Annotated in this window: 12 protein-coding genes; 7 read left to right on the top strand and 5 right to left on the bottom strand. The window is 35.6% G+C overall.

What is annotated here, in order from left to right; genetic code table 11:
• Window positions 1–88 precede the first annotated feature (88 nt).
• The 3 genes from E5D58_RS11875 (at window position 89) to E5D58_RS11865 (ending at window position 4,615) form a co-directional block, all read left to right on the top strand.
• Entirely contained in the window at window positions 89–652 is a 564-nt protein-coding gene (locus E5D58_RS11875; protein WP_136482091.1) for a DUF3109 family protein, read from the top strand.
• Between the two features lie 297 nt (window positions 653–949).
• Window positions 950–1,930 (top strand): ribonucleotide-diphosphate reductase subunit beta, encoded by a 981-nt coding sequence (locus E5D58_RS11870; protein ID WP_136482090.1) that lies wholly within the window; start codon window positions 950–952, stop codon window positions 1,928–1,930.
• 201 nt (window positions 1,931–2,131) lie between these two features.
• Window positions 2,132–4,615, top strand: coding sequence for a ribonucleoside-diphosphate reductase subunit alpha (locus E5D58_RS11865; protein WP_136482089.1), 2,484 nt, complete (start codon window positions 2,132–2,134; stop codon window positions 4,613–4,615).
• Window positions 4,616–4,694: 79 nt separating this feature from the next.
• Here the strand turns inward: E5D58_RS11865 and E5D58_RS11860 are convergent, their stop codons facing one another.
• Entirely contained in the window at window positions 4,695–5,417 is a 723-nt protein-coding gene (locus E5D58_RS11860) for a DUF6503 family protein (protein WP_136482088.1), read from the bottom strand.
• 134 nt (window positions 5,418–5,551) lie between these two features.
• On the opposite strand from E5D58_RS11860, the gene porZ reads away from it, so the two are divergent.
• From porZ to E5D58_RS11845, 3 genes are read left to right on the top strand one after another with little or no spacing between them, the layout of a single operon-like run.
• Window positions 5,552–7,903, top strand: coding sequence for a type IX secretion system anionic LPS delivery protein PorZ (porZ, locus tag E5D58_RS11855; RefSeq protein WP_136482087.1), 2,352 nt, complete (start codon window positions 5,552–5,554; stop codon window positions 7,901–7,903).
• Window positions 7,903–8,622 carry a DNA repair protein RecO gene (recO, locus tag E5D58_RS11850; protein WP_136482086.1) on the top strand — a complete coding sequence of 240 codons (720 nt, stop codon included), beginning with the start codon at window positions 7,903–7,905 and terminating at the stop codon, window positions 8,620–8,622. Before porZ ends, recO begins: the two co-directional genes overlap by 1 nt.
• Before the next feature lie 4 nt (window positions 8,623–8,626).
• Window positions 8,627–11,041, top strand: a complete 2,415-nt coding sequence (locus E5D58_RS11845; protein ID WP_136482085.1) for a TonB-dependent receptor plug domain-containing protein — start codon at window positions 8,627–8,629, stop codon at window positions 11,039–11,041.
• 62 nt (window positions 11,042–11,103) lie between these two features.
• Here E5D58_RS11845 and E5D58_RS11840 read toward each other — a convergent pair whose 3' ends face one another.
• Window positions 11,104–13,527 carry a T9SS sorting signal type C domain-containing protein gene (locus tag E5D58_RS11840; RefSeq protein ID WP_136482084.1) on the bottom strand — a complete coding sequence of 808 codons (2,424 nt, stop codon included), beginning with the start codon at window positions 13,525–13,527 and terminating at the stop codon, window positions 11,104–11,106.
• A 147-nt stretch (window positions 13,528–13,674) separates the two neighbouring features.
• The gene (locus tag E5D58_RS11835; RefSeq protein ID WP_136482083.1) at window positions 13,675–17,397 is read right to left on the bottom strand and encodes a T9SS sorting signal type C domain-containing protein; all 3,723 of its coding nucleotides are present in this window, start codon (window positions 17,395–17,397) and stop codon (window positions 13,675–13,677) included.
• A 65-nt stretch (window positions 17,398–17,462) separates the two neighbouring features.
• On the opposite strand from E5D58_RS11835, the gene E5D58_RS11830 reads away from it, so the two are divergent.
• Window positions 17,463–17,933, top strand: coding sequence for a regulatory protein RecX (locus E5D58_RS11830; protein WP_136482082.1), 471 nt, complete (start codon window positions 17,463–17,465; stop codon window positions 17,931–17,933).
• Window positions 17,934–18,000: 67 nt separating this feature from the next.
• Here the strand turns inward: E5D58_RS11830 and E5D58_RS11825 are convergent, their stop codons facing one another.
• On the bottom strand, window positions 18,001–18,492 hold the full coding sequence (locus E5D58_RS11825; protein WP_136482081.1) for a DUF6646 family protein: 492 nt from the start codon (window positions 18,490–18,492) through the stop codon (window positions 18,001–18,003).
• A 63-nt stretch (window positions 18,493–18,555) separates the two neighbouring features.
• Window positions 18,556–19,416: a cupin-like domain-containing protein gene (locus E5D58_RS11820; RefSeq protein ID WP_136482080.1), complete on the bottom strand. Its 861-nt coding sequence runs from the start codon at window positions 19,414–19,416 to the stop codon at window positions 18,556–18,558.
• Window positions 19,417–19,528: the final 112 nt, after the last annotated feature.

Raw genomic sequence — 19,528 nt, 5'->3', positions numbered from 1 at the left:
TCGCAAAAGTATGTCAATATTGCTAAACAATCTTAAAAAATAAAGTCAAAGTTTGTCTATTTTTGTGAGCGCTTTTAACGACGTTTTTATGTTCCAGTTAGGTAAAACCATAGTTTCAGAAGATATTATAGAAAAAGATTTTGTATGCAATTTAAGTGCATGTAAAGGTGCTTGCTGCATTGATGGTGATGCCGGAGCACCTCTCGAGGCAGAAGAAGCAAATATTCTAGAAGCTATTTATCCTAATGTGAAGCCTTTTTTACGAAAAGAAGGTGTTGATGCTATCGAAAAACAAGGGGTTTACATTCGCACGGAGGAAGGGGAGCTTGAAACACCACTTATAAATGGTGCTGACTGTGCCTATGTGATTTTTGATGATAACAACGTGGCGCTTTGCGCTATAGAGGAAGCGTATAATCAAGGCGAGGTGTCTTGGAAAAAGCCAGTATCGTGTCACTTGTACCCGGTTAGAGTTCAGGATTATTCTGAGTTTAGTGCAGTTAACTATCATAAATGGCAAATTTGTGATGATGCTTGTGTTTTGGGAAAAGAACTACAGGTTCCCATTTATAAGTTTGTAAAAGAAGCTCTCATTAGAAAATTTGGTGAAGATTGGTACGCCGAGTTGGAAAAGGTTGCAAAAACTTTTTAGCCTAAATTTAAGTTTAAAAAAACCTTTAAAAAGCCTTGTAAACAAAGGCTTTTCGTGTTTAAATCTTTTATTTTTTTTGTAAACTTTTTTAAGTTTTAAAATATTTAATTATCTGAAAAACAGATCGTTAAGTGTTTTTTTCTGTAAACTTCTCGGCGTCAAGGGTATTTATTGTTTGTTAAAAACTTGTTGAAAAGCTTTCATACTTTTTTTTAAAAAATAGCAATCATTTTATAATCTTTGTTAACCTGAAATCAAATAAATTTTTAGTTTAATTTTTCAAAGAACCAATAAACAATGTCTCAAGCAGTAGAACCCATTCTTCAAGAAAACAAAGATCGTTTTGTAATTTTTCCTATTCAACATCATGATATATGGGAATGGTATAAAAAATCGGAGGCTAGTTTTTGGACTGCTGAAGAAATTGATTTACATCAAGATTTAACAGATTGGACGACAAAACTAAATGATGATGAGCGTTATTTTATTAAGCATATTTTAGCGTTTTTTGCTGCAAGTGATGGTATTGTAAACGAGAATTTAGCGGAGAATTTTGTTAACGAAGTACAATATAGTGAGGCGAAATTCTTCTATGGGTTTCAAATAATGATGGAAAACATTCATAGTGAAACCTATTCGCTTTTAATAGACACATATGTTAAGGATGAAAAGGAAAAAGACTTGCTTTTTAATGCTATAGAGAACTTTCCTGCTATTAAGAAAAAAGCGGATTGGGCTTTGAAATGGATTGAGTCTCCTAGTTTTGCAGAGCGTTTAATTGCTTTTGCGGCTGTAGAAGGGATTTTCTTTTCTGGTGCTTTTTGCTCAATCTTTTGGCTGAAAAAAAGAGGCTTAATGCCAGGATTGACCTTTTCAAATGAGTTAATATCTCGTGATGAAGGTGTGCATGCCGATTTTGCAGTACACTTACATAATAAACATTTAGTAAACAAAGTGCCAAAGTCTCGTATTAGAGAGATTTTAATTGATGCCTTAGATATAGAACGTGAGTTTATAACAGAATCATTGCCAGCTAGCTTAATTGGCATGAATGCTGTTTTAATGGCACAATATTTAGAGTTTGTAACAGATAGATTGTTAAGTGAATTGGGCTGTGAGAAAGAATACAATACAGCAAATCCTTTTGATTTTATGGATATGATTTCTTTACAAGGAAAAACTAATTTCTTTGAAAAGCGTGTATCTGAATACCAAAAAGCAGGGGTTCTTAACAAAGAGGAAGAGAAAGATAAATTTAGTTTTGACGCCGATTTCTAGTTGACCTCATTTTTTCAGAACAAATCTGTGCTGAAAAAATAACTAGAATGATTTTTCCACCTTGTGGAAAGCCAACAGAGTAACATTTATTGAATTAATTAAACCAACTGAATTAGGCAAAACACTTATGTGCCAAATTTAGAATGACTAACCAACCCGTTTTCTGAAGGTGTATCAGAAAAGTTTAAAAAAGTGTAAAATATGTATGTAGTAAAAAGAAACGGCAGAAAAGAGCAAGTTATGTTCGATAAAATTACTGCCAGAGTAAGAAAATTGTGTTACGGATTAAACGAATTAGTAGATCCTTTAAAAGTAGCTATGCGTGTTATAGAAGGACTCTATGATGGTGTAACTACAAGTGAACTTGATAATCTTGCTGCAGAGGTTGCAGCTACCATGACTACGGCGCATCCTGATTATGCACGTTTAGCGGCACGTATTTCTGTTTCTAACCTACATAAAAATACCAAAAAGACTTTTAGCGATGTAATGGAAGATTTACATAAATATGTAAATCCAAGAACAGGCAAAAAAGCACCATTGCTTTCAGATGAGGTTTATAAGGTTATCATGGATAACAAAGACCGTTTAGATTCAACAATTATTTATAACCGTGATTTTGGATATGATTTTTTCGGATTTAAAACATTAGAACGCTCATACCTTCTAAAATTAAATGGAAAGATTGCTGAACGACCACAGCATATGCTTATGCGTGTTTCAATAGGAATTCATTTAGATGATCTCGATGCAGCTATTGAAACTTATGAGTTGATGTCTAAAAAATATTTTACACACGCTACACCCACTTTATTTAACTCAGGAACACCTAAACCACAAATGTCTTCGTGCTTTTTACTTACTATGAAGGAAGATAGTATTGATGGTATTTATGATACATTAAAGCAAACTGCTAAAATTTCTCAGTCAGCCGGAGGTATAGGATTGGCAATGCATAATGTAAGAGCGACTGGTAGTTATATTGCTGGAACTAATGGAACTAGTAATGGTATTGTACCTATGTTACGTGTTTTTAATGATACGGCGCGTTATGTAGATCAAGGTGGAGGAAAACGAAAGGGAAGCTTTGCGATCTATTTAGAAACATGGCATGCCGATATTTTTGATTTCTTGGATTTAAAGAAAAACCACGGAAAAGAAGAAATGCGAGCACGTGACTTATTCTATGCCATGTGGATTTCAGATTTATTTATGAAACGTGTTCAGGAAAATGGCGATTGGACGCTTATGTGTCCTAATGAATGCCCAGGGTTGCCAGAAACGCATAGCGAAGAATTTGAAGCATTATATACTAAATACGAAGCTGAAGGACGCGGTCGAAAAACGATAAAGGCTCGCGAGCTTTGGGAGAAAATTTTAGAATCTCAAATAGAAACAGGAACACCTTATATGTTGTATAAGGATGCTGCCAATAGAAAATCAAATCAACAAAACTTAGGAACAATTCGTTCCTCAAACCTTTGTACAGAGATTCTAGAATATACGTCACCAGATGAAGTGGCTGTTTGTAATTTGGCATCAATTGCCTTACCTATGTTTGTTAAAAATGGTCAATTTGATCATAAGGAATTATTCAGAATTACAAAACGAGTAACAAAAAACTTGAATAGAGTAATCGATAGAAATTACTACCCTGTTCCAGAAGCTGAAAACTCAAATATGCGCCACAGACCAATTGGGTTAGGGGTGCAAGGGTTGGCAGATACTTTCATTCAGTTGCGTATGCCTTTTACTAGTGATGAGGCTAAAAAATTGAACCAAGATATTTTTGAAACCTTATATTATGCTGCGGTAACAGCAAGTATGGAAGAGGCTAAAAAAGATGGGCCATATCAAACGTATGAAGGTTCTCCAATAAGCAAAGGAGACTTCCAACATAATCTTTGGAATATTAAAGATGATGAATTAAGTGGCAATTGGGACTGGGAAAAACTGCGTAAACAAGTGCTTAAAAATGGTGTTCGTAACTCGTTGTTAGTTGCCCCAATGCCTACAGCTTCAACATCCCAGATTTTAGGAAACAATGAGTGTTTTGAACCATATACATCCAATATTTACACACGTCGTGTATTATCTGGTGAGTTTATTGTAGTAAATAAGCACTTGCTAGAAGATTTAGTAGAGTTAGGACTTTGGAATGAGAGTTTAAAGCAAGATATTATGCGAGCTAACGGTTCTATTCAACATATAGACATAATTCCTCAGGAGATCAAAGATTTGTACAAAACAGTTTGGGAATTGAGCATGAAAGATATTATTGATATGTCTCGTCAGCGTGGTTATTTTATTGACCAGTCACAATCCTTAAACTTGTTTATGGAAGGTGCTACTATGGCTAAGCTTACATCTATGCATTTCTATGCTTGGAAAAGCGGCTTAAAAACGGGTATGTATTATTTAAGAACTAAGAGTGCTGTTGATGCTATTAAGTTTACGTTGCAAACCTCTAAAAAAGAAGAGCCAGTTGCAGAAGTTGTCGAGGTAGATAATGTAGTTTCGCAACAGGAGGAGTCTAAAAAGAAAAAACTAGCGGCTCAGAATGCGGCTAAATTTGCAAAACAGAATGAGGCAGAAGTAGAGCCTATGAGCCCAGAAGAAATGAAAGCACTTATTGCACAAGCAAAAGCATCTGAAGGTGACGATTGCTTAATGTGTGGATCATAAAGAAATAGTTACTGGGTGAGTTCCCTCGAAAGGGGGAACCCCAAATTTTTAGAAAAGCATCTCAATTTGAGATGCTTTTTTATGGATTCAAAACGTCTGTTCCTAAATACTGGTCGTCTTTATTGTAGTACCAAGCTCTTACTTTAGGCATTTTAATACCATTTAATAAGACAGTTTCAGATAATAAAATATATTCGCCGCTATCAGGCTTAATTTGACCTTTGTTGTCCGTTCTAAAGAATTGATAAACCTCCATGGCGTAGGTTGTTGGGTCAAAGTAAAAATACCAAACATCACTGCCAACACTTTCTTCATACCATGCTTTGAGAACTAAATACGTTTTAGCTTTAAAGGTTTTGGTTTCAACAGCTGTGTCTATAATGGTGCCCGGATCCTTTAATTTCATTGGCAAGCCATATAAGTAAGTGTAGTAATTTTTAAAAAGTTCTGCCATATCACAATGAGACCTTTTAGGTTTTTCTTTCTGATTCGCAATTCTTAGCGAGTCTTTTTGAGAGATGATACAATGGTTTTTAGTAATTGTATAGGTTGTTTTAATTGAATCTTGCTCTGTAATCAAATTGAAATGTTCTTGAGGTAAATTGATGCTAACTTTACTGTGTCTATCTATATTTTTTGGAGTTGTCATAACAATGTTGAGCTCACCATTAAATGTATTCCAATTATTATGAGGGTCATGATAGTTAATGACCTTTTCCAGCAACTCATTGACTGTTATGTCTTGACTAAAACTTACATTTACTAAAAGCATGCCCATACATGCCAAAATATATTTGCGCATAGTGATGATTTTTTTTTAAAATACGGCTTTAATTGTCAGAAATAGTAAAGACCAGATGATTAATTGGCTATACATATATGATTTTGAGGCATAATTCGTTAGTTATAAATATATTTGAATTTCAAAAAAAGAGTATGCTCAAAAGACTTATTACCTTATTGCTTTATTTCATACCATTGATGCAGTTTTCTCAAAACTTTTCGAATGAATGGGAAGGCCATTTTTCCTATAATGAGATTAAAGACATTAGTCTTGGAAACAATAAGGTATATGCTGCTGCAGATAATGCTATTTTTATTTTAGATCTTCAGACGAATGAATTACAGGAGAGAAGCACTATTGATGGCCTTTCTGGAGAGTCTATTTCTGCAATTTATTACAGTGAGGTTTATGAACTATTGGTTGTTGGGTATGAAAATGGATTAATAGAAATAGTATTCGATAACGAAGAGCGAATTGTATCGTTTGTAAATATTTTGGATAAGCCCACAATAGACCCTAATAACAAACGTATTAATCATTTTAATGCCTACCAGAATAATGTTTATGTCTCCACAAACTTCGGACTAACGGTTTTAGATTTAGAACGCTTAGAGTTTGGAGACACCTATTTTATTGGGGCTGGAGGTTCTCAAATACCTGTTACACAGAGCGCTGTTTTTGAGGGATTCATTTATGCGTCTACCAGAAATAGTAATGGCATAAAAAAGGCCGATATTTCGCGACCAGACCTTATTGATTTTCAAGCTTGGGAAACTTTAGGCGGCGGGAATTGGAATGGTATTGAAGTAAACGCAGACAGGTTGTATGCCATAAACGACGATAGCAAGATTTATCAAGTTATTAATAATAGTTTGAATGCTTTGTTTACCTACCCAAGTAAGCCCGTAAGTATAAAGTCATCCAATCAAAACCTGGTAGTAACAACAGATAATGAAGTTTATGTCTACGATTCAGGTTTTGGTATAGTATCTGTAATAGGTAGTAGTTCTGAGTTTGAAACACCATATAACACAGCCAATGTTGCGAACAATGATGCTTTGTTTATTGGAACAGATTTGTTTGGGGTATTAAAAACAAATTTGTCTAATTCTATGGAATTCCAAGAAGTCCATCCGGAGGGACCTTTATTAAATGTCCCTTTTTCAGTTCAAGCTCAGGCTAATGGGGTTTGGGTAACGTTTGGTGAGTATGATTTGTTTTTTGATCCATATCCTCTAAATCAACGAGGGATTAGTCATTTAGTGAATGATGAATGGGTCAACAATCGATACGAAAATGTTTTGGAAGCTAAGTGTCTAAACGCTATTGCCGTAAACCCATTCAAAGTTTCACAAGTTTTTATAAGTTCTTTTTTTAGTGGACTATTAGAAATTAATGAGGATTTACCAGTTATTCTTTATGATGAGTCTAATAGTGGACTTGAATCTTTAGTATTACCAGAAGACCCTAATTACAAGGATTTAAGAGTTGGAGCCTCAAAGTTTGATGATGACGGGTTGTTGTGGACCATTACGAGTAGGATTGATAGACCTTTAAAATCGTATGATCCCTCAAATGAGAGCTGGCGGTCTTATAGTTTCACAGATATCATTTCTGATGGGTTTTCAGATGAGTTAGGATTTGGAGATTTGGCCATTGGTAATGACGGAACGAAATGGGTGGCAAGTTATAGAAATGGGTTAATTGGGTTCAACGAAAATGGCGGTAATCCGCAGATTAGAAAAGTTGATACAGAAGCAGAGAATATGCCAACAGAATTGGCTACAGCCGTAGCTATTGATAATAGAAACCAATTATGGGTAGGAACCTTTAGAGGATTAAGAGTATTGTATAACACGTCTAGCTTTTTTTCAAATGAGGCGGTTAGGCTTGATCAAATTATTATAGAAGAAGATGGAATCGCTAAAGAGTTACTATTTCAGCAAAATATAACCGATATCAAGGTAGATGGTGCAAACAATAAGTGGATTGGAACTTCAGATTCTGGACTGTTCTATTTTTCGCCCGATGGGCAAAATACTATTTTTCATTTTACTCGAGATAATTCACCTTTACCATCAAATAGTATTAGAGATTTATCTATTGATGGTGTTAATGGTATTGTTTATATCGCAACAGATAGAGGTTTGGTGTCTTTTAAATCGGGAAGTTCAAGTCCAAATGAAACTTTAGATAGAGCATTTGCATACCCGAATCCTGTAAGGCCAGGGTTTAACATTGTAGATAAGAAGGTTAAAATAAAAGATATTTCAGAGAATGTAAATATTAAAATTACCGATATAGAGGGTAATTTAGTGGCTGAGGCACAATCTAAAACTAATCAACGTTACGGTGGATATAACCTTGAAATTGATGGAGGAACAGCCTATTGGAATGGGAAGAATTTAGCCAATAATGTTGTGGCTTCTGGGGTCTATTTAGTTATGCTTTCAGATTTAGATACTTTCGAAACAAAGATTATTAAATTAATGGTTGTTAGGTAATGCAAGTATCAACAAAAGCCATTGTATTATCTAAAATAAGGTATAGGGATCATGATTTAATTGTGAAATGTTACACGGAAGAAAGAGGGGTTCTCAGCTTTTTATTGAGAGGTGTTTTAAAAAGCAGAAAAAGCTCTGTTAAAATAGGGTATTTCCAACCGCTAACTCAATTAAATATAATTGTTAATTACAAGCCCAATAAATCCTTACAAACAATCAAAGAGGTTAAGGTGTTTTCAATTTATGAAAGTTTACACGCCAATATTTTAAAAGGCTCTATTGTTCTTTTCTTATCGGAAATCTTATCAAGTGTTTTACAAGAAGAAGAAAAAAATGAGATTCTTTATAGTTTTATAGAAAATACCTTTTTATGGCTTGATACACAAGACAACTTCTCTAATTTTCATTTGTTGTTTTTACTGAAACTCACAAGATACCTTGGTTTTTATCCGGATGAGAAAAATGATGGCTATCCTATTTTTAATTTAGAAGAAGGAAAGTTTGAGCTTAAACCAACTAGTAAATATTATTTATCTGGAGAGAATCTTTTAGTATTAAAACAGCTGTTGGGCACAACATTTGATGCACTCTCAAATATTAAACTCAAGTCAAAACAAAGACAATCTTTTTTAAGTATGATATTGCTTTATTTTGAATTACATTTGGGAAGTTTTAAGCTCCCAAAGTCTTTACAGGTATTTAATCAGGTTTTTAGCTAAGCGCATGAAATTGCACTCTTATTTTTTTTTCTTTTTAGCATTAACTTCATTGTCGTTATCTGCTCAAACCGTAAAGGTGCTCAATAGTGTCACCAATGAGCCTATTTATGGTGTCGCTATTTATAATCAAGGAAAAGCTAAGAGTGTTATTTCCAATTTTCGAGGCGAGGCAGATTTGAGTGTTTTTTCTAACGATGAGATAATATATTTCAAGCATTTGTCACATATCTTGAAGAGGATTAAAAAAAACGAGCTTCTTCAAGCTAATAAGGTCTTTTTAGTTTCAAATACGCAAGGGTTAAAAGAAATTGTTATTTCAGCTTCAAAGTTTGAGCAAAGCAAAAAAGATATTCCACAAAAAATAGTAAGTATTGATTCAGATCAGATAGCATTCAACAACCCCGCTACTAGTGCAGACTTATTAGAAAACACGGGGTTGGTTTATGTTCAAAAGAGCCAGTTAGGAGGGGGAAGCCCAATGATTAGAGGCTTTGCGACAAATAGGCTATTAATTACAGTAGATGGTGTAAGAATGAACAATGCTATTTTTAGAGGAGGCAATTTACAAAATGTAATTTCTATCGATCCATTCACTATTCAGGATACAGAAATAACATTAGGGTCTGGTTCTGTAATTTATGGAAGCGATGCTATTGGTGGCGTTATGAGTTTTTATAGTTATAAGCCTCATTTGTCTTATACCGACTCTATTGCTTTTCAAGCAAATGGTGCAGTAAGGTATGCTTCTGCAAGTCATGAAAAAACAGGTCATTTTGATTTTAATTTTGGATTTAAGAAATGGGGTTTTCTAACAAGTGTTAGTTATTCTAATTTTGATGATTTGGAAACGGGGAAGCATGGTAAGAATGAATATTTAAGACCGGAGTATGTTGAAGTTACAAATGAAGGAGATTTAATTACGGCAAACTCAAATCCAAGAATTCAGAGGTTTACAGGTTATAATCAGTTAAATATAATGCAGAAAATTAAGTACGAATCTACTAGTGGCTTGACTTTTGATTTTGGATTGCATTATACCACAACTTCGGATATTCCAAGGTATGATCGACTTATTCGTTATAATGATGATGTTTTACGGTCGGCCGAATGGAATTATGGGCCCCAAAAGTGGTTTATGTCTAATTTGCATATTACCAAATTAAGCAGCCGTTCAAACCTATACGATAAAATAAAGACAACACTGGCGTATCAAAATTTTGAAGAAAGCCGAAAAGACAGATATTATCAATCTATATATAGAACTATTAGAGAAGAATCTGTAGATGCGTTTTCTTTTAATTTAGACTTAGAGAAATCCATTAGCCCCAGAACAAAATTGTTTTATGGAGCTGAATATATTTTTAATCATGTTAAATCCATGGCTAAACAAGTCAATGTTTCAGATTTATCGAGTGAAAAAACGGTTTCAAGGTATCCAAATGGATCAAGTTGGCAATCGGCTGCCCTTTATACAAGTATAAAATATAAACCGAACCCGAACTTCGTTTTTCAATCAGGTTTACGATATAACTATGTAGTTTCCAAGGCAGATTTTCAAGAAAATAATGTGTTTTTAAATTTACCCTTCAGTAGTTCCAAAAACGAATCGGATGCCCTTACTGGAACTGCGGGAATAAGCTGGTCTCCAAGCGCATTAATGCAATGGCGGTTAAATGGATCGTCTGCTTTTAGAGCACCTAATATTGATGATATTGGCAAAGTATTCGACTCAGAACCTGGATCTGTAGTAGTGCCTAATGATCAATTAATGCCTGAGTATGCCTATGGTGGCGAATTGGGGTTAAAATTAAATTTTGATGAGCGGTTTATTTTAGATTTGGCAACGTATTACACTTACCTAGATAATGCCTTAGTGAGAAGAGATTATAGTTTAAATGGTGAGACAGACATTATATATGATGGGGAGTTAAGTAACGTACAAGCCATTCAAAATGCTTCTAAAGCTTGGATTTATGGTTTCGAGGTAGGTTTAAAACTGGTGCTAACAGAATCTTTGAAATTAACGTCTCAATACAGTATTGTTGGAGGTACTGAAACTATGGGAGGTGTTGAGGTGCCGGTAAGACATGTCGCTCCACAGTTTGGAAACACTCATTTAGTGTGGGACAATAAAAAGTTAAAGGTAGATTTATTTGCTAATTATAATGGAGAATTATCTAATAATCAGCTTGCACCTTCAGAATTAGAAAAGGATTATATTTATGCAAAAGACGAAAACGGACAGCCGTATAGTCCGTCTTGGTATACCTTAAATTTTAGAACTCAATATCAAATTAGTAGTGCTGCTGTTGTCTCGGCCAGTTTAGAAAATTTTACAAATCAGCGGTACAGGACCTACTCATCGGGAATAGCTGCTGCAGGAAGAAATCTAATTGTGGCTTTAAGGTATCAGCTATAAATAAAAAGCTCTAAACCAATTTTAGTTTAGAGCTTTTACTTCTTATATAGAAATTGTGCGAACTAATTCTTAATTATTTTTTTAGTCAGTACACTACCATTAGAGAGTTGTACTTTCACAATGTAAGTAGCATTGCTTAAGTTCGATAGCATATAGGTTTCAGTACTTTTATTTCCTTTTAAATTGTATAGTTGTCTGCCTAAAACATCGTAGATAGAAACTTTCTTTATTAGCAGTTGTTCGGAAGTTTTAAATTGCACAAAACCGTCATTTAGTTCAATAATCCTAAGACTATTATTCTGAGAAAGCTTGTCATCAATAGATAAGGCTTTTTCACTAAATACTATTTCAAAACGATCATTAAATTCACCAACTTCTGAGGTAAAACTATAATCAGAGTCATTTAAATTATGTATGATACTTAATAAGTTATCTTTAAGGTAGATGGCGTTACTACTTAAAAACTCGCCTTCAATGTTATCAATAGAAAATTTATAAACAGTCTCTTGTTCAATATTGGTAATTAGACCTAATTTGATAACCTCGTCTTCATTAATACTATTGATGTTTTTACCTTGAATAACATACTTGGTATTATCATTGTCTATCTTACTATAAAATGCAGTAGCATAATTAAACGTTAATAATTTAGGGGCGTCATAGGACATGCCATCAAAAGCGTCAGTAGCATTTTCAACATAACCTATTAATATTTGATTAAACACCCCATTGTTAGATGTTAAGTTTACCCAAAGTTTGTTTTCTAAAGGATTTATAGCGGTAGTCTTTAATGTTTTTGTAGTAGATGTTTTAAAGAATTGCCCGTTACTTGTTGGATCTGCTGAGCGCATGGCATTGGTAAATGTAGCCGAATGACCAGAAGGACTTGTAAGGCTTGTTCTGGCAGGAATGAAAAACCCTTGGCCAGAAGCAACAAAACCATTTGGTTTAGCTCCAGTATCTCCTCTGGCTCCTACACCTCCAGTACCAACAGTAAATACGGCATAATCATCACCGCTCAAACTTCCAGAAGCGGGAGGGGTGCCTTGATCCCAAAAGTATGCTACCCCCTCTAATACAGAGGCATTAGCTAAATGGAATGCCACAAAGTCAATAGCCGAAGGATACGGGTTTCCTATAAAGTTCCATCTAATGTTAGGATTCCCTGCCCCATAGGTAATAGGGACACTAATATCACCGGTATTAAAGGTTCCTGTAAACGAAATATTGTCGGCTCTAGGGTAAGCGCCTGAACTTGATCGCTCTCCAGCAACTGCAAAACCTACTCCAGGTGTCATGGTGTCTCCGGCTCCTGCAATTTCCCAATCATTACCGTCATCATCAATGTCGTCGCCATCGGTGTCAACAAAATTAGCGGCATTAAAACTATAACGCCAATCAAAGAGTACATTTGGGAATACGTTACCAATAGTTTCTCCAACTACAGGAGACCCCCAATAGGTATAGTAATACCATTCATCTTTTAAAGGCGTTGTTTTATTTAGGGTCGCTGTTCCTGTAAAAGTACCGGCTGAAGCACCAACACCGTTTTGAACAAAATTACCGCTAGTTTCTACAATTAAATTCCCATTAATACTCGTATTGTTTTCAATTTCAATGAATGACCCGTTATTAATTGTTAAGGTGGCTCCTGTATTAACAATAACACTGCAACATTGAACATTTCCAGAGCTCGTACTGTAGTCGCTTTTGAAAAGAACTTCCGTTGTTAAATCTGGAGTTCCACTCCAAGAACCGTCCCAAATAACAGCTGATGAGCAGCCATTACAGCTAAATGAACAGCCTCCTAAGGGAGAAAATCGAGCATTGTTGTTTCTTATCCAATTTGAAGCATTGGTAATGCCTAATAATGTATTGGAGATGCCAGATGTTGCAGTACAGTCATATTCTGCATTGTCTATTTCATTAATGTGTAAAGCATCGGTATTATTTATTAACCCCGCTGGTATAGCAGATGTGGCATTGTTAACTGCGTTTGCGCTCCAGTTTGTCCCGTTAAAATTTATTGCATAAAGGAAACTTGGCGCTAAGGAAGTGCCTTGATAGGCTAATATTTGGTCGCCGTTAGTTGATAATTCAAAATTGGCAAAATTAGATGAATCTATTGAACCTGCTGAAGCGTTATAGAAAGGGAATGTGAAAAAGAAAAAGTTAACAACGCCTGTACTTATATTGACTTCGGTGCCGCAAGGAAGATTAGAATTCGCTTGCCATGTTATAACACCTTCATTAGCTCTAAAACCTCCAGATGAAAGCCAACCATTATCAGTAAATCTGATGGTTGTTCCGCTTTCAATATCCCTTAATAGCACAAAGGTAAACTCGTTTTCTGTATTTATAAGTCCTCCAGTATCATCACAATTAAATCCAGTAATGGCGATTTCTCCAGAGTTTAAAATAGTTTGTCCGTAACCATATGAATATGTTAGAAGTAATAAAACATATAATATAGCACTCTTAACCATAGGAAATAAATGGACTTAGGGATGTAATGAGTGGCAAAAATAGCGAAATTCAGGTGTTTAGTAAAATACAGGTTTGAATCTTAATTTAAATAAAAAACCCAAAAGCAATTTTGCCTTTGGGTTTTTGAGATGCGTTTAAAAACCTAATTACTTAAGTACTATTTTTTTAGTCAGTACACTACCATTAGAGAGTTGTACTTTCACAATGTAAGTAGCATTGCTTAGGTTTTCAAGTTTATAGATTTCAGAGCTTGAATTTCCTTTTAAGTCATACAGTTGTCTGCCTAAAACATCGTAGATAGAAACTTTCTTTATTAGCAGTTGTTCGGAAGTTTTAAATTGCACAAAACCGTCATTTAGTTCAATAATCCTAAGACTATTATTCTGAGAAAGCTTGTCATTAATAGATAAGGCTTTTTCACTAAATACTATTTCAAAACGATCATTAAATTCACCAACTTCCGAAGTGAAGGAATAGCTAGAGTCCTTTAAATTATGTGAAATACCATTTAAGTTGTCCTTTAAATAAACATTAGTATTATTTAAAAAATCTCCTTCTAGGTGGTCAATAGACAGGGAATAAAGGGTTGCTATGTCAATAGTGGTACTTAATCCTAATTTAATAACCTCATTTTCGTTAATACTGTTTAATGATTTACCTTGAATTACATATTTGGTGTCATCATTTTCCATATTACTATATAATGCAGCAGCATAGCCGGGGGTTAACAATTTGGGAGCATCATAAGACATGCCATCAAAAGCATCAGTAGCATTTTCAACATAACCTATTAATATTTGATTAAACACACCATTATCAGATGTTAAGTTTACCCAAAGTTTATTTTCTAAAGGATTGCTAGCATTAGCGCCAGATGTTTTAGTGGTTGTTCCTTTAAAGAACTGCCCATTGTTAGAGGGATCTGCAGAGCGCATGGCATTGGTAAAGGTAGCGGAATGGCCAGAAGGACTTGTAAGGCTTGTTCTAGCAGGAATGAAAAACCCTTGACCAGAAGCAACAAAACCATTTGGTTCTACACCAGAACCACCAGCAGTGCCTCCTGTACCAATAGTAAATACAGCGTAATCATCAAGGTTTAAGTTTTCGGCATTATTCCCCGGGTTTCCAGAATCAGGAGGAGATGCCTGCGACCAAAAATAAGCCACACCTTCTAGAACTGACGAATTAGCTAAATGGAATGCCACAAAGTCAATAGCCGAAGGATACGGGTTTCCTATAAAGTTCCATCTAATGTTAGGATTCCCTGCCCCATAGGTAATAGGGACACTAATATCACCGGTATTAAAGGTTCCTGTAAACGAAATATTGTCGGCTCTAGGGTAAGCGCCTGAGCTTGATCGCTCTCCAGCAACTGCAAAACCTACTCCTGGGGTCATGGTGTCTCCGGCTCCTGCAATTTCCCAATCATTACCATCATCATCAATGTCATCGCCATCGGTGTCAACAAAATTAGCGGCATTAAAACTATAACGCCAATCATAAAGTACATTAGGGAATACGTTACCAATAGTTTCACCAACTACAGGAGACCCCCAATAGGTGTAGTAGTACCACTCATCTTTTAAAGGTGTTGTTTTATTTAGGGTCGCTGTTCCGGTAAAAGTACCGGCTGAAGCACCAACACCGTTTTGAACAAAATTACCGCTAGTTTCTACAATTATATTACCACTAGTTATGGTAACATCATTTTCTACAACAACGAATGTGTTATCCGAGACTGTCAAAACAGCCCCTGCATCAATCTCAAGGCTACAAGAATTAAAACTACCATTTACACTGGTATCATAAGATGTTAAAAGAAAAACAGCTGTACTTGAGTCTGGTATAACCGTCCAAGTTCCAGTCCAAAACGCATTACTCGCACAAGTACCAGCAGCTGAACATGAAAAAGAACCTATTGGGATACCTAATGTTTGACGAGAGCCATTACTACCATTCCAGTTAGAAATATCAGCAACTGCAGCCAAAATTAAAGACTGATTTGTGGTTACAGAGTAATCATAAATAATATTGTCAAAATTAACAGCCAAGGCATTCACTGCATCTGTTAATCCGGCGGGAACAGCACTTGAGCTGGTACCAGTGGCATCAGTCCAACCATTGCCATTTGCAAAGTGTACTGCGAATAAAAACTGTGGAGTGGCTGTAGTTCCTTGAAAACCAATAATTTGATCACCTCCAGCCCCTAGAGCAAAGTCGGTTTCAGACTCTACAACAGTTCCAGAATCGGCAGACCAGGTATCACTTCCAGTATCTAATATAATTATCTCTGTGCCACAGCTTAGATCACTAGAAGCAGTCCATGTTAGAAATCCTTCGCCAATGGTATTACCGTTGGCATTACTAAAAGTGAAATTTCGAAATCCACCTGCTGCTTGCCAACCGCAATCTGTAAAATTAATCTCTGTACCAGAGGTTACATCCGTCAATAAAACAAAAGAAAACTCATCAGGATCGTCTGCATTAGCCCCTGTTATGGCTATATCGCCAGCACTTATAATTGATGCATCACAAGTAAAAGAAACCCCAATTGGTAGTCCTAATGTTTGCCGTATGTTATTATCTCCAATAAATTCTCCTGGGGTAGCTAAAGCCCCTAAGATTAAAGATGTATTTCCGGTAATATTATACTTATAAACAAAATTATCTCTATTTCTAGTAACCGCATTAACACCATCTACTAAACCAGCAGGTACTGCACTGGTGCTACCACTTGTAGCTTCAGTCCAGCCAGTATCATTACCATAGTGAGTTCCAAATAAAAATGTGGGGGATCCAATGGTGCCTTGAAAAGCAATTACTTGATCGGCACCTCCAAGTGCAAAGCCATCTTGTATTTCAACGGCTGTTCCCAGTGATGCTGTATATATATTTGAGCCAGCAAAGGTTTCGCCAATAATAATTTCTTCCCCACAACTTAAATCACTAGGAGCAATCCACTTTACAAAACCCTCACCAATTGTATTTCCATTGGCATTACTAAAACCAAAGTTTCTAAAATTCCCAGCAGCTTGCCACCCGCAATCTGTAAAGTTTATCTCGGTACCAGCAACGATATCGGTTAATAATACAAAAGAGAATTCGTCAGGGTCGTCTGAATTAACTCCCGTTATAGCAACATCACCTGCTCCAAGAGTGCTAGTAGCATCACAGGTAAAAGAAATACCGCTAGGTAGTCCTAAGGTTTGAAAGACAGAATTACTGCCAAGCCAATTACCAGAGTCGGCCAGAGCTGCCAAGATTGAAGATGCGTTTGAAGTAACATTATATCTGTAAACGATATTATCTCTGTTTCTTGCAAACGCGTTTGTGCCTTCTGTTAGTCCAGCAGGTACGGCACTTGTTCTCACATTAGTAGCGTCAGTAGACCAACCATTCCCATCCGCAAAATGAACGCCGAATAAAAATGTAGGCGATACCGTAGTACCTTGAAATGCTATTAATTGATCTCCATTTCTTCTAAGGTCAAAACCAAGATCTAATACGGTAACTGTACCAATGGATGCAGTATAAGTATTGGTACCGGTCTCTTCTATAATGATTTCAGTTCCACAATCCAAATCGCTAGGAGCTGTCCAAGTAATAGCACCTTCTCCTATGGTGCCAGTACCAACATTTAAATTTCTAAAAGCACCAGCAGAGGTCCACCCACAATCTGTAAAATGAATTTCAGTGCCACTATCTATGTCAGTTAACAAAACAAAAGAGAATTCGTCCGTTGTATCTGCAGGAGTTTGTGTTTCTGAATTAATTCCAGTTACCGCCACTTCACCAGCACTAAGAGTGGTCTGCCCAAACCCAAAACTAAACGTTAAAAGTAAGAGTATTAAGAAAGTAGTTTTTTTCATGAGAGTAAATTTATGAGGGAAATTACATGCTGTAAAGTTAAACTTTTTATTTTAGACAGGAAATTATGACGAAGAAAACATATACTTTACAAGAGGCTATCAGAAAATTAGAGCAGTATTGTGCTTATCAGGAGCGTTGCCATCAAGAAGTTAGACAGAAGTTAGAGGCTTTAAACATGATACCAGAAGCTATTGATGTGGTTATAGTACATCTTTTAGAACATAACTTTTTAAATGAAAGCCGTTTTGCAAAAACCTTTGTAAGAGGCAAGTTTAATATAAAAGGCTGGGGCAAGCAGCGGTTAAAACTAGAGTTAAAGCGCAGATTTATTTCTGAGTATAACATAGGAGCAGCTTTAGCAGAGATTGAAGAGACCGAATATTTGGATATCTTCTACACGATATCCCAAAAAAAAATACAAAGTATGAGGGAAACCAATGTATTAAAAAAGCGCCAGAGATTTATTAACTATTTCTTATATCGTGGCTGGGAGTCTCATTTAGTTTATGAAATGGCTAATACAATAAAGGTATGAGAATATAAAAGAAAGGGTAAGACTATGCATCTTACCCTCCCCTTTTTATGTTTTCAAAGTGTGCTTGTTACAAATTGAAAGAAGCTCCAATATTTGCCGTAAACTGGTTGTGTAATTTTTCAGCTGGTGTTAGTACTCCTGTATCATACTTGGCTAGAGGTACATTGAACTCTGTGTAAACACCGAAGCCTGTTGTAAAGAAGTAACGCAAACCTAAATGGCCTCCAAAGTTTTTCAAGCTAAAATTTAACCCTGGGTAAATGTCAAAATTTTCATCGATGTTGATCACGTTTCCTAGGTTGGCATTAAATCGAGCCTTTACGTCAATACGGTCCTTAAAATCGGCATCGAGAACGCTATCAACACCAAGCGCATATGATGATGAGAATCCTAAGGACATATTCTCTCCCACACCAAAATCGTAGGACGCATTAATTCCAGTGGCATTATTTTGAAGATTAAGACCTATTTGGAACTTGTTGTCTCCACTGCCAATAAAAGCTTGAGCATTTAAAATTGAACCACTTAAAATAGCGATTACAAAAAGTAATTTTTTCATGATTTGAGTATTTGATTTTTAAACGAGCAAAGATATTATAACTTATAAATTATCAAATAAAACTTAAAGGTGTTTATGGGTTCTAATTATGGCCTGTTCGTTTTTCCAATCAATCCATTTTTGTCCTTTAATTCTTCGCATTAGGTTATCGTAGTTGCGCATAACAAAAACGTTATAAACGGCTTTACTGAAATTTTTAGGGTTTCTAGCGATGGCTCTTAAGCTCATTGAAAATCCGGGCGTGATGTAGCGCATATAATGCCAGTAGCCTTCAGGCATGTAAAGCACTTCGCCATGATTTAATTCGGTGATATAGCCGGTTGCTTTTTTTAGCATGGGCCATTTTTCGAAATCTGGGTTATTAAAATCTATGTCCTCTCGGGTGATTAAAGAGTGTGGTATTTTATATAAGTATTCATTTTGATTTTGATCGAAAAGGATGCAACGTTTTTTTCCTTCAAAATGGAAATGAAAAATATTGGCCAAATCAATATCATAATGCATGAAAGTGTATGAATCTTTACCACCAAAAAATAACATAGGAATACCTTTCATGAGGCGCAAACCAAAATCGGGAAACGAAAAATCTTGTTGTAACGAGGGAATCTCTTTAAGGGCATTCCAGAGAAAAATCCTAAACTTAGTGGGCTTACTTTTAAGTAGGTCAATATAGTCCGAAAGCTTCATTTTAGCATGGGGTTCATTAAAACCATCTTTGTAATCTACCGGTCTGTCATCATAAAGAGGGACCGTAATATAACCTCCTTTGCCCTTCATATAGTCTAAACTCCATTTACTGTATGCTGGCCAGTCCTTAATGGCATTTTCGATAACAACAGGTTTTTGGGGTTTAAAATAGTGCTTTAAAAAATCTGCTTTGGTTATCGTTTTTACGCGCGGAATGTCCTTTAGGTTTAATGCCAAAGTTTGAAAGTTTAGTCAGACAAAGTTAAGAAAAGGATGCGAAACTTAAAACAGCATAGGATGAGTTTAACCAACAAAGTGAATCTGAATAATCATTTCACCTTAGACAGAA

It is taken from the genome of Cognatitamlana onchidii, from assembly GCF_004804355.1.
Classification (GTDB): domain Bacteria; phylum Bacteroidota; class Bacteroidia; order Flavobacteriales; family Flavobacteriaceae; genus Cognatitamlana; species Cognatitamlana onchidii.
The sequence above is the reverse complement of the archived record's forward strand: the minus strand, read 5'-3'. Positions and strand labels throughout refer to the sequence as shown.

Bases quoted from the DNA above. Each gene is read 5' to 3' on its own strand.
- E5D58_RS11845 (WP_136482085.1), top strand. From the start codon at position 8,627: ATGAAATTGCACTCTTATTTTTTTTTCTTTTTAGCATTAACTTCATTG.
- porZ (WP_136482087.1), top strand. From the start codon at position 5,552: ATGCTCAAAAGACTTATTACCTTATTGCTTTATTTCATACCATTGATG.
- recO (WP_136482086.1), top strand. From the start codon at position 7,903: ATGCAAGTATCAACAAAAGCCATTGTATTATCTAAAATAAGGTATAGG.
- E5D58_RS11865 (WP_136482089.1), top strand. From the start codon at position 2,132: ATGTATGTAGTAAAAAGAAACGGCAGAAAAGAGCAAGTTATGTTCGAT.
- E5D58_RS11860 (WP_136482088.1), bottom strand. From the start codon at position 5,417: ATGCGCAAATATATTTTGGCATGTATGGGCATGCTTTTAGTAAATGTA.
- E5D58_RS11840 (WP_136482084.1), bottom strand. From the start codon at position 13,527: ATGGTTAAGAGTGCTATATTATATGTTTTATTACTTCTAACATATTCA.
- E5D58_RS11870 (WP_136482090.1), top strand. From the start codon at position 950: ATGTCTCAAGCAGTAGAACCCATTCTTCAAGAAAACAAAGATCGTTTT.
- E5D58_RS11875 (WP_136482091.1), top strand. From the start codon at position 89: ATGTTCCAGTTAGGTAAAACCATAGTTTCAGAAGATATTATAGAAAAA.
- E5D58_RS11835 (WP_136482083.1), bottom strand. From the start codon at position 17,397: ATGAAAAAAACTACTTTCTTAATACTCTTACTTTTAACGTTTAGTTTT.
- E5D58_RS11825 (WP_136482081.1), bottom strand. From the start codon at position 18,492: ATGAAAAAATTACTTTTTGTAATCGCTATTTTAAGTGGTTCAATTTTA.
- E5D58_RS11830 (WP_136482082.1), top strand. From the start codon at position 17,463: ATGACGAAGAAAACATATACTTTACAAGAGGCTATCAGAAAATTAGAG.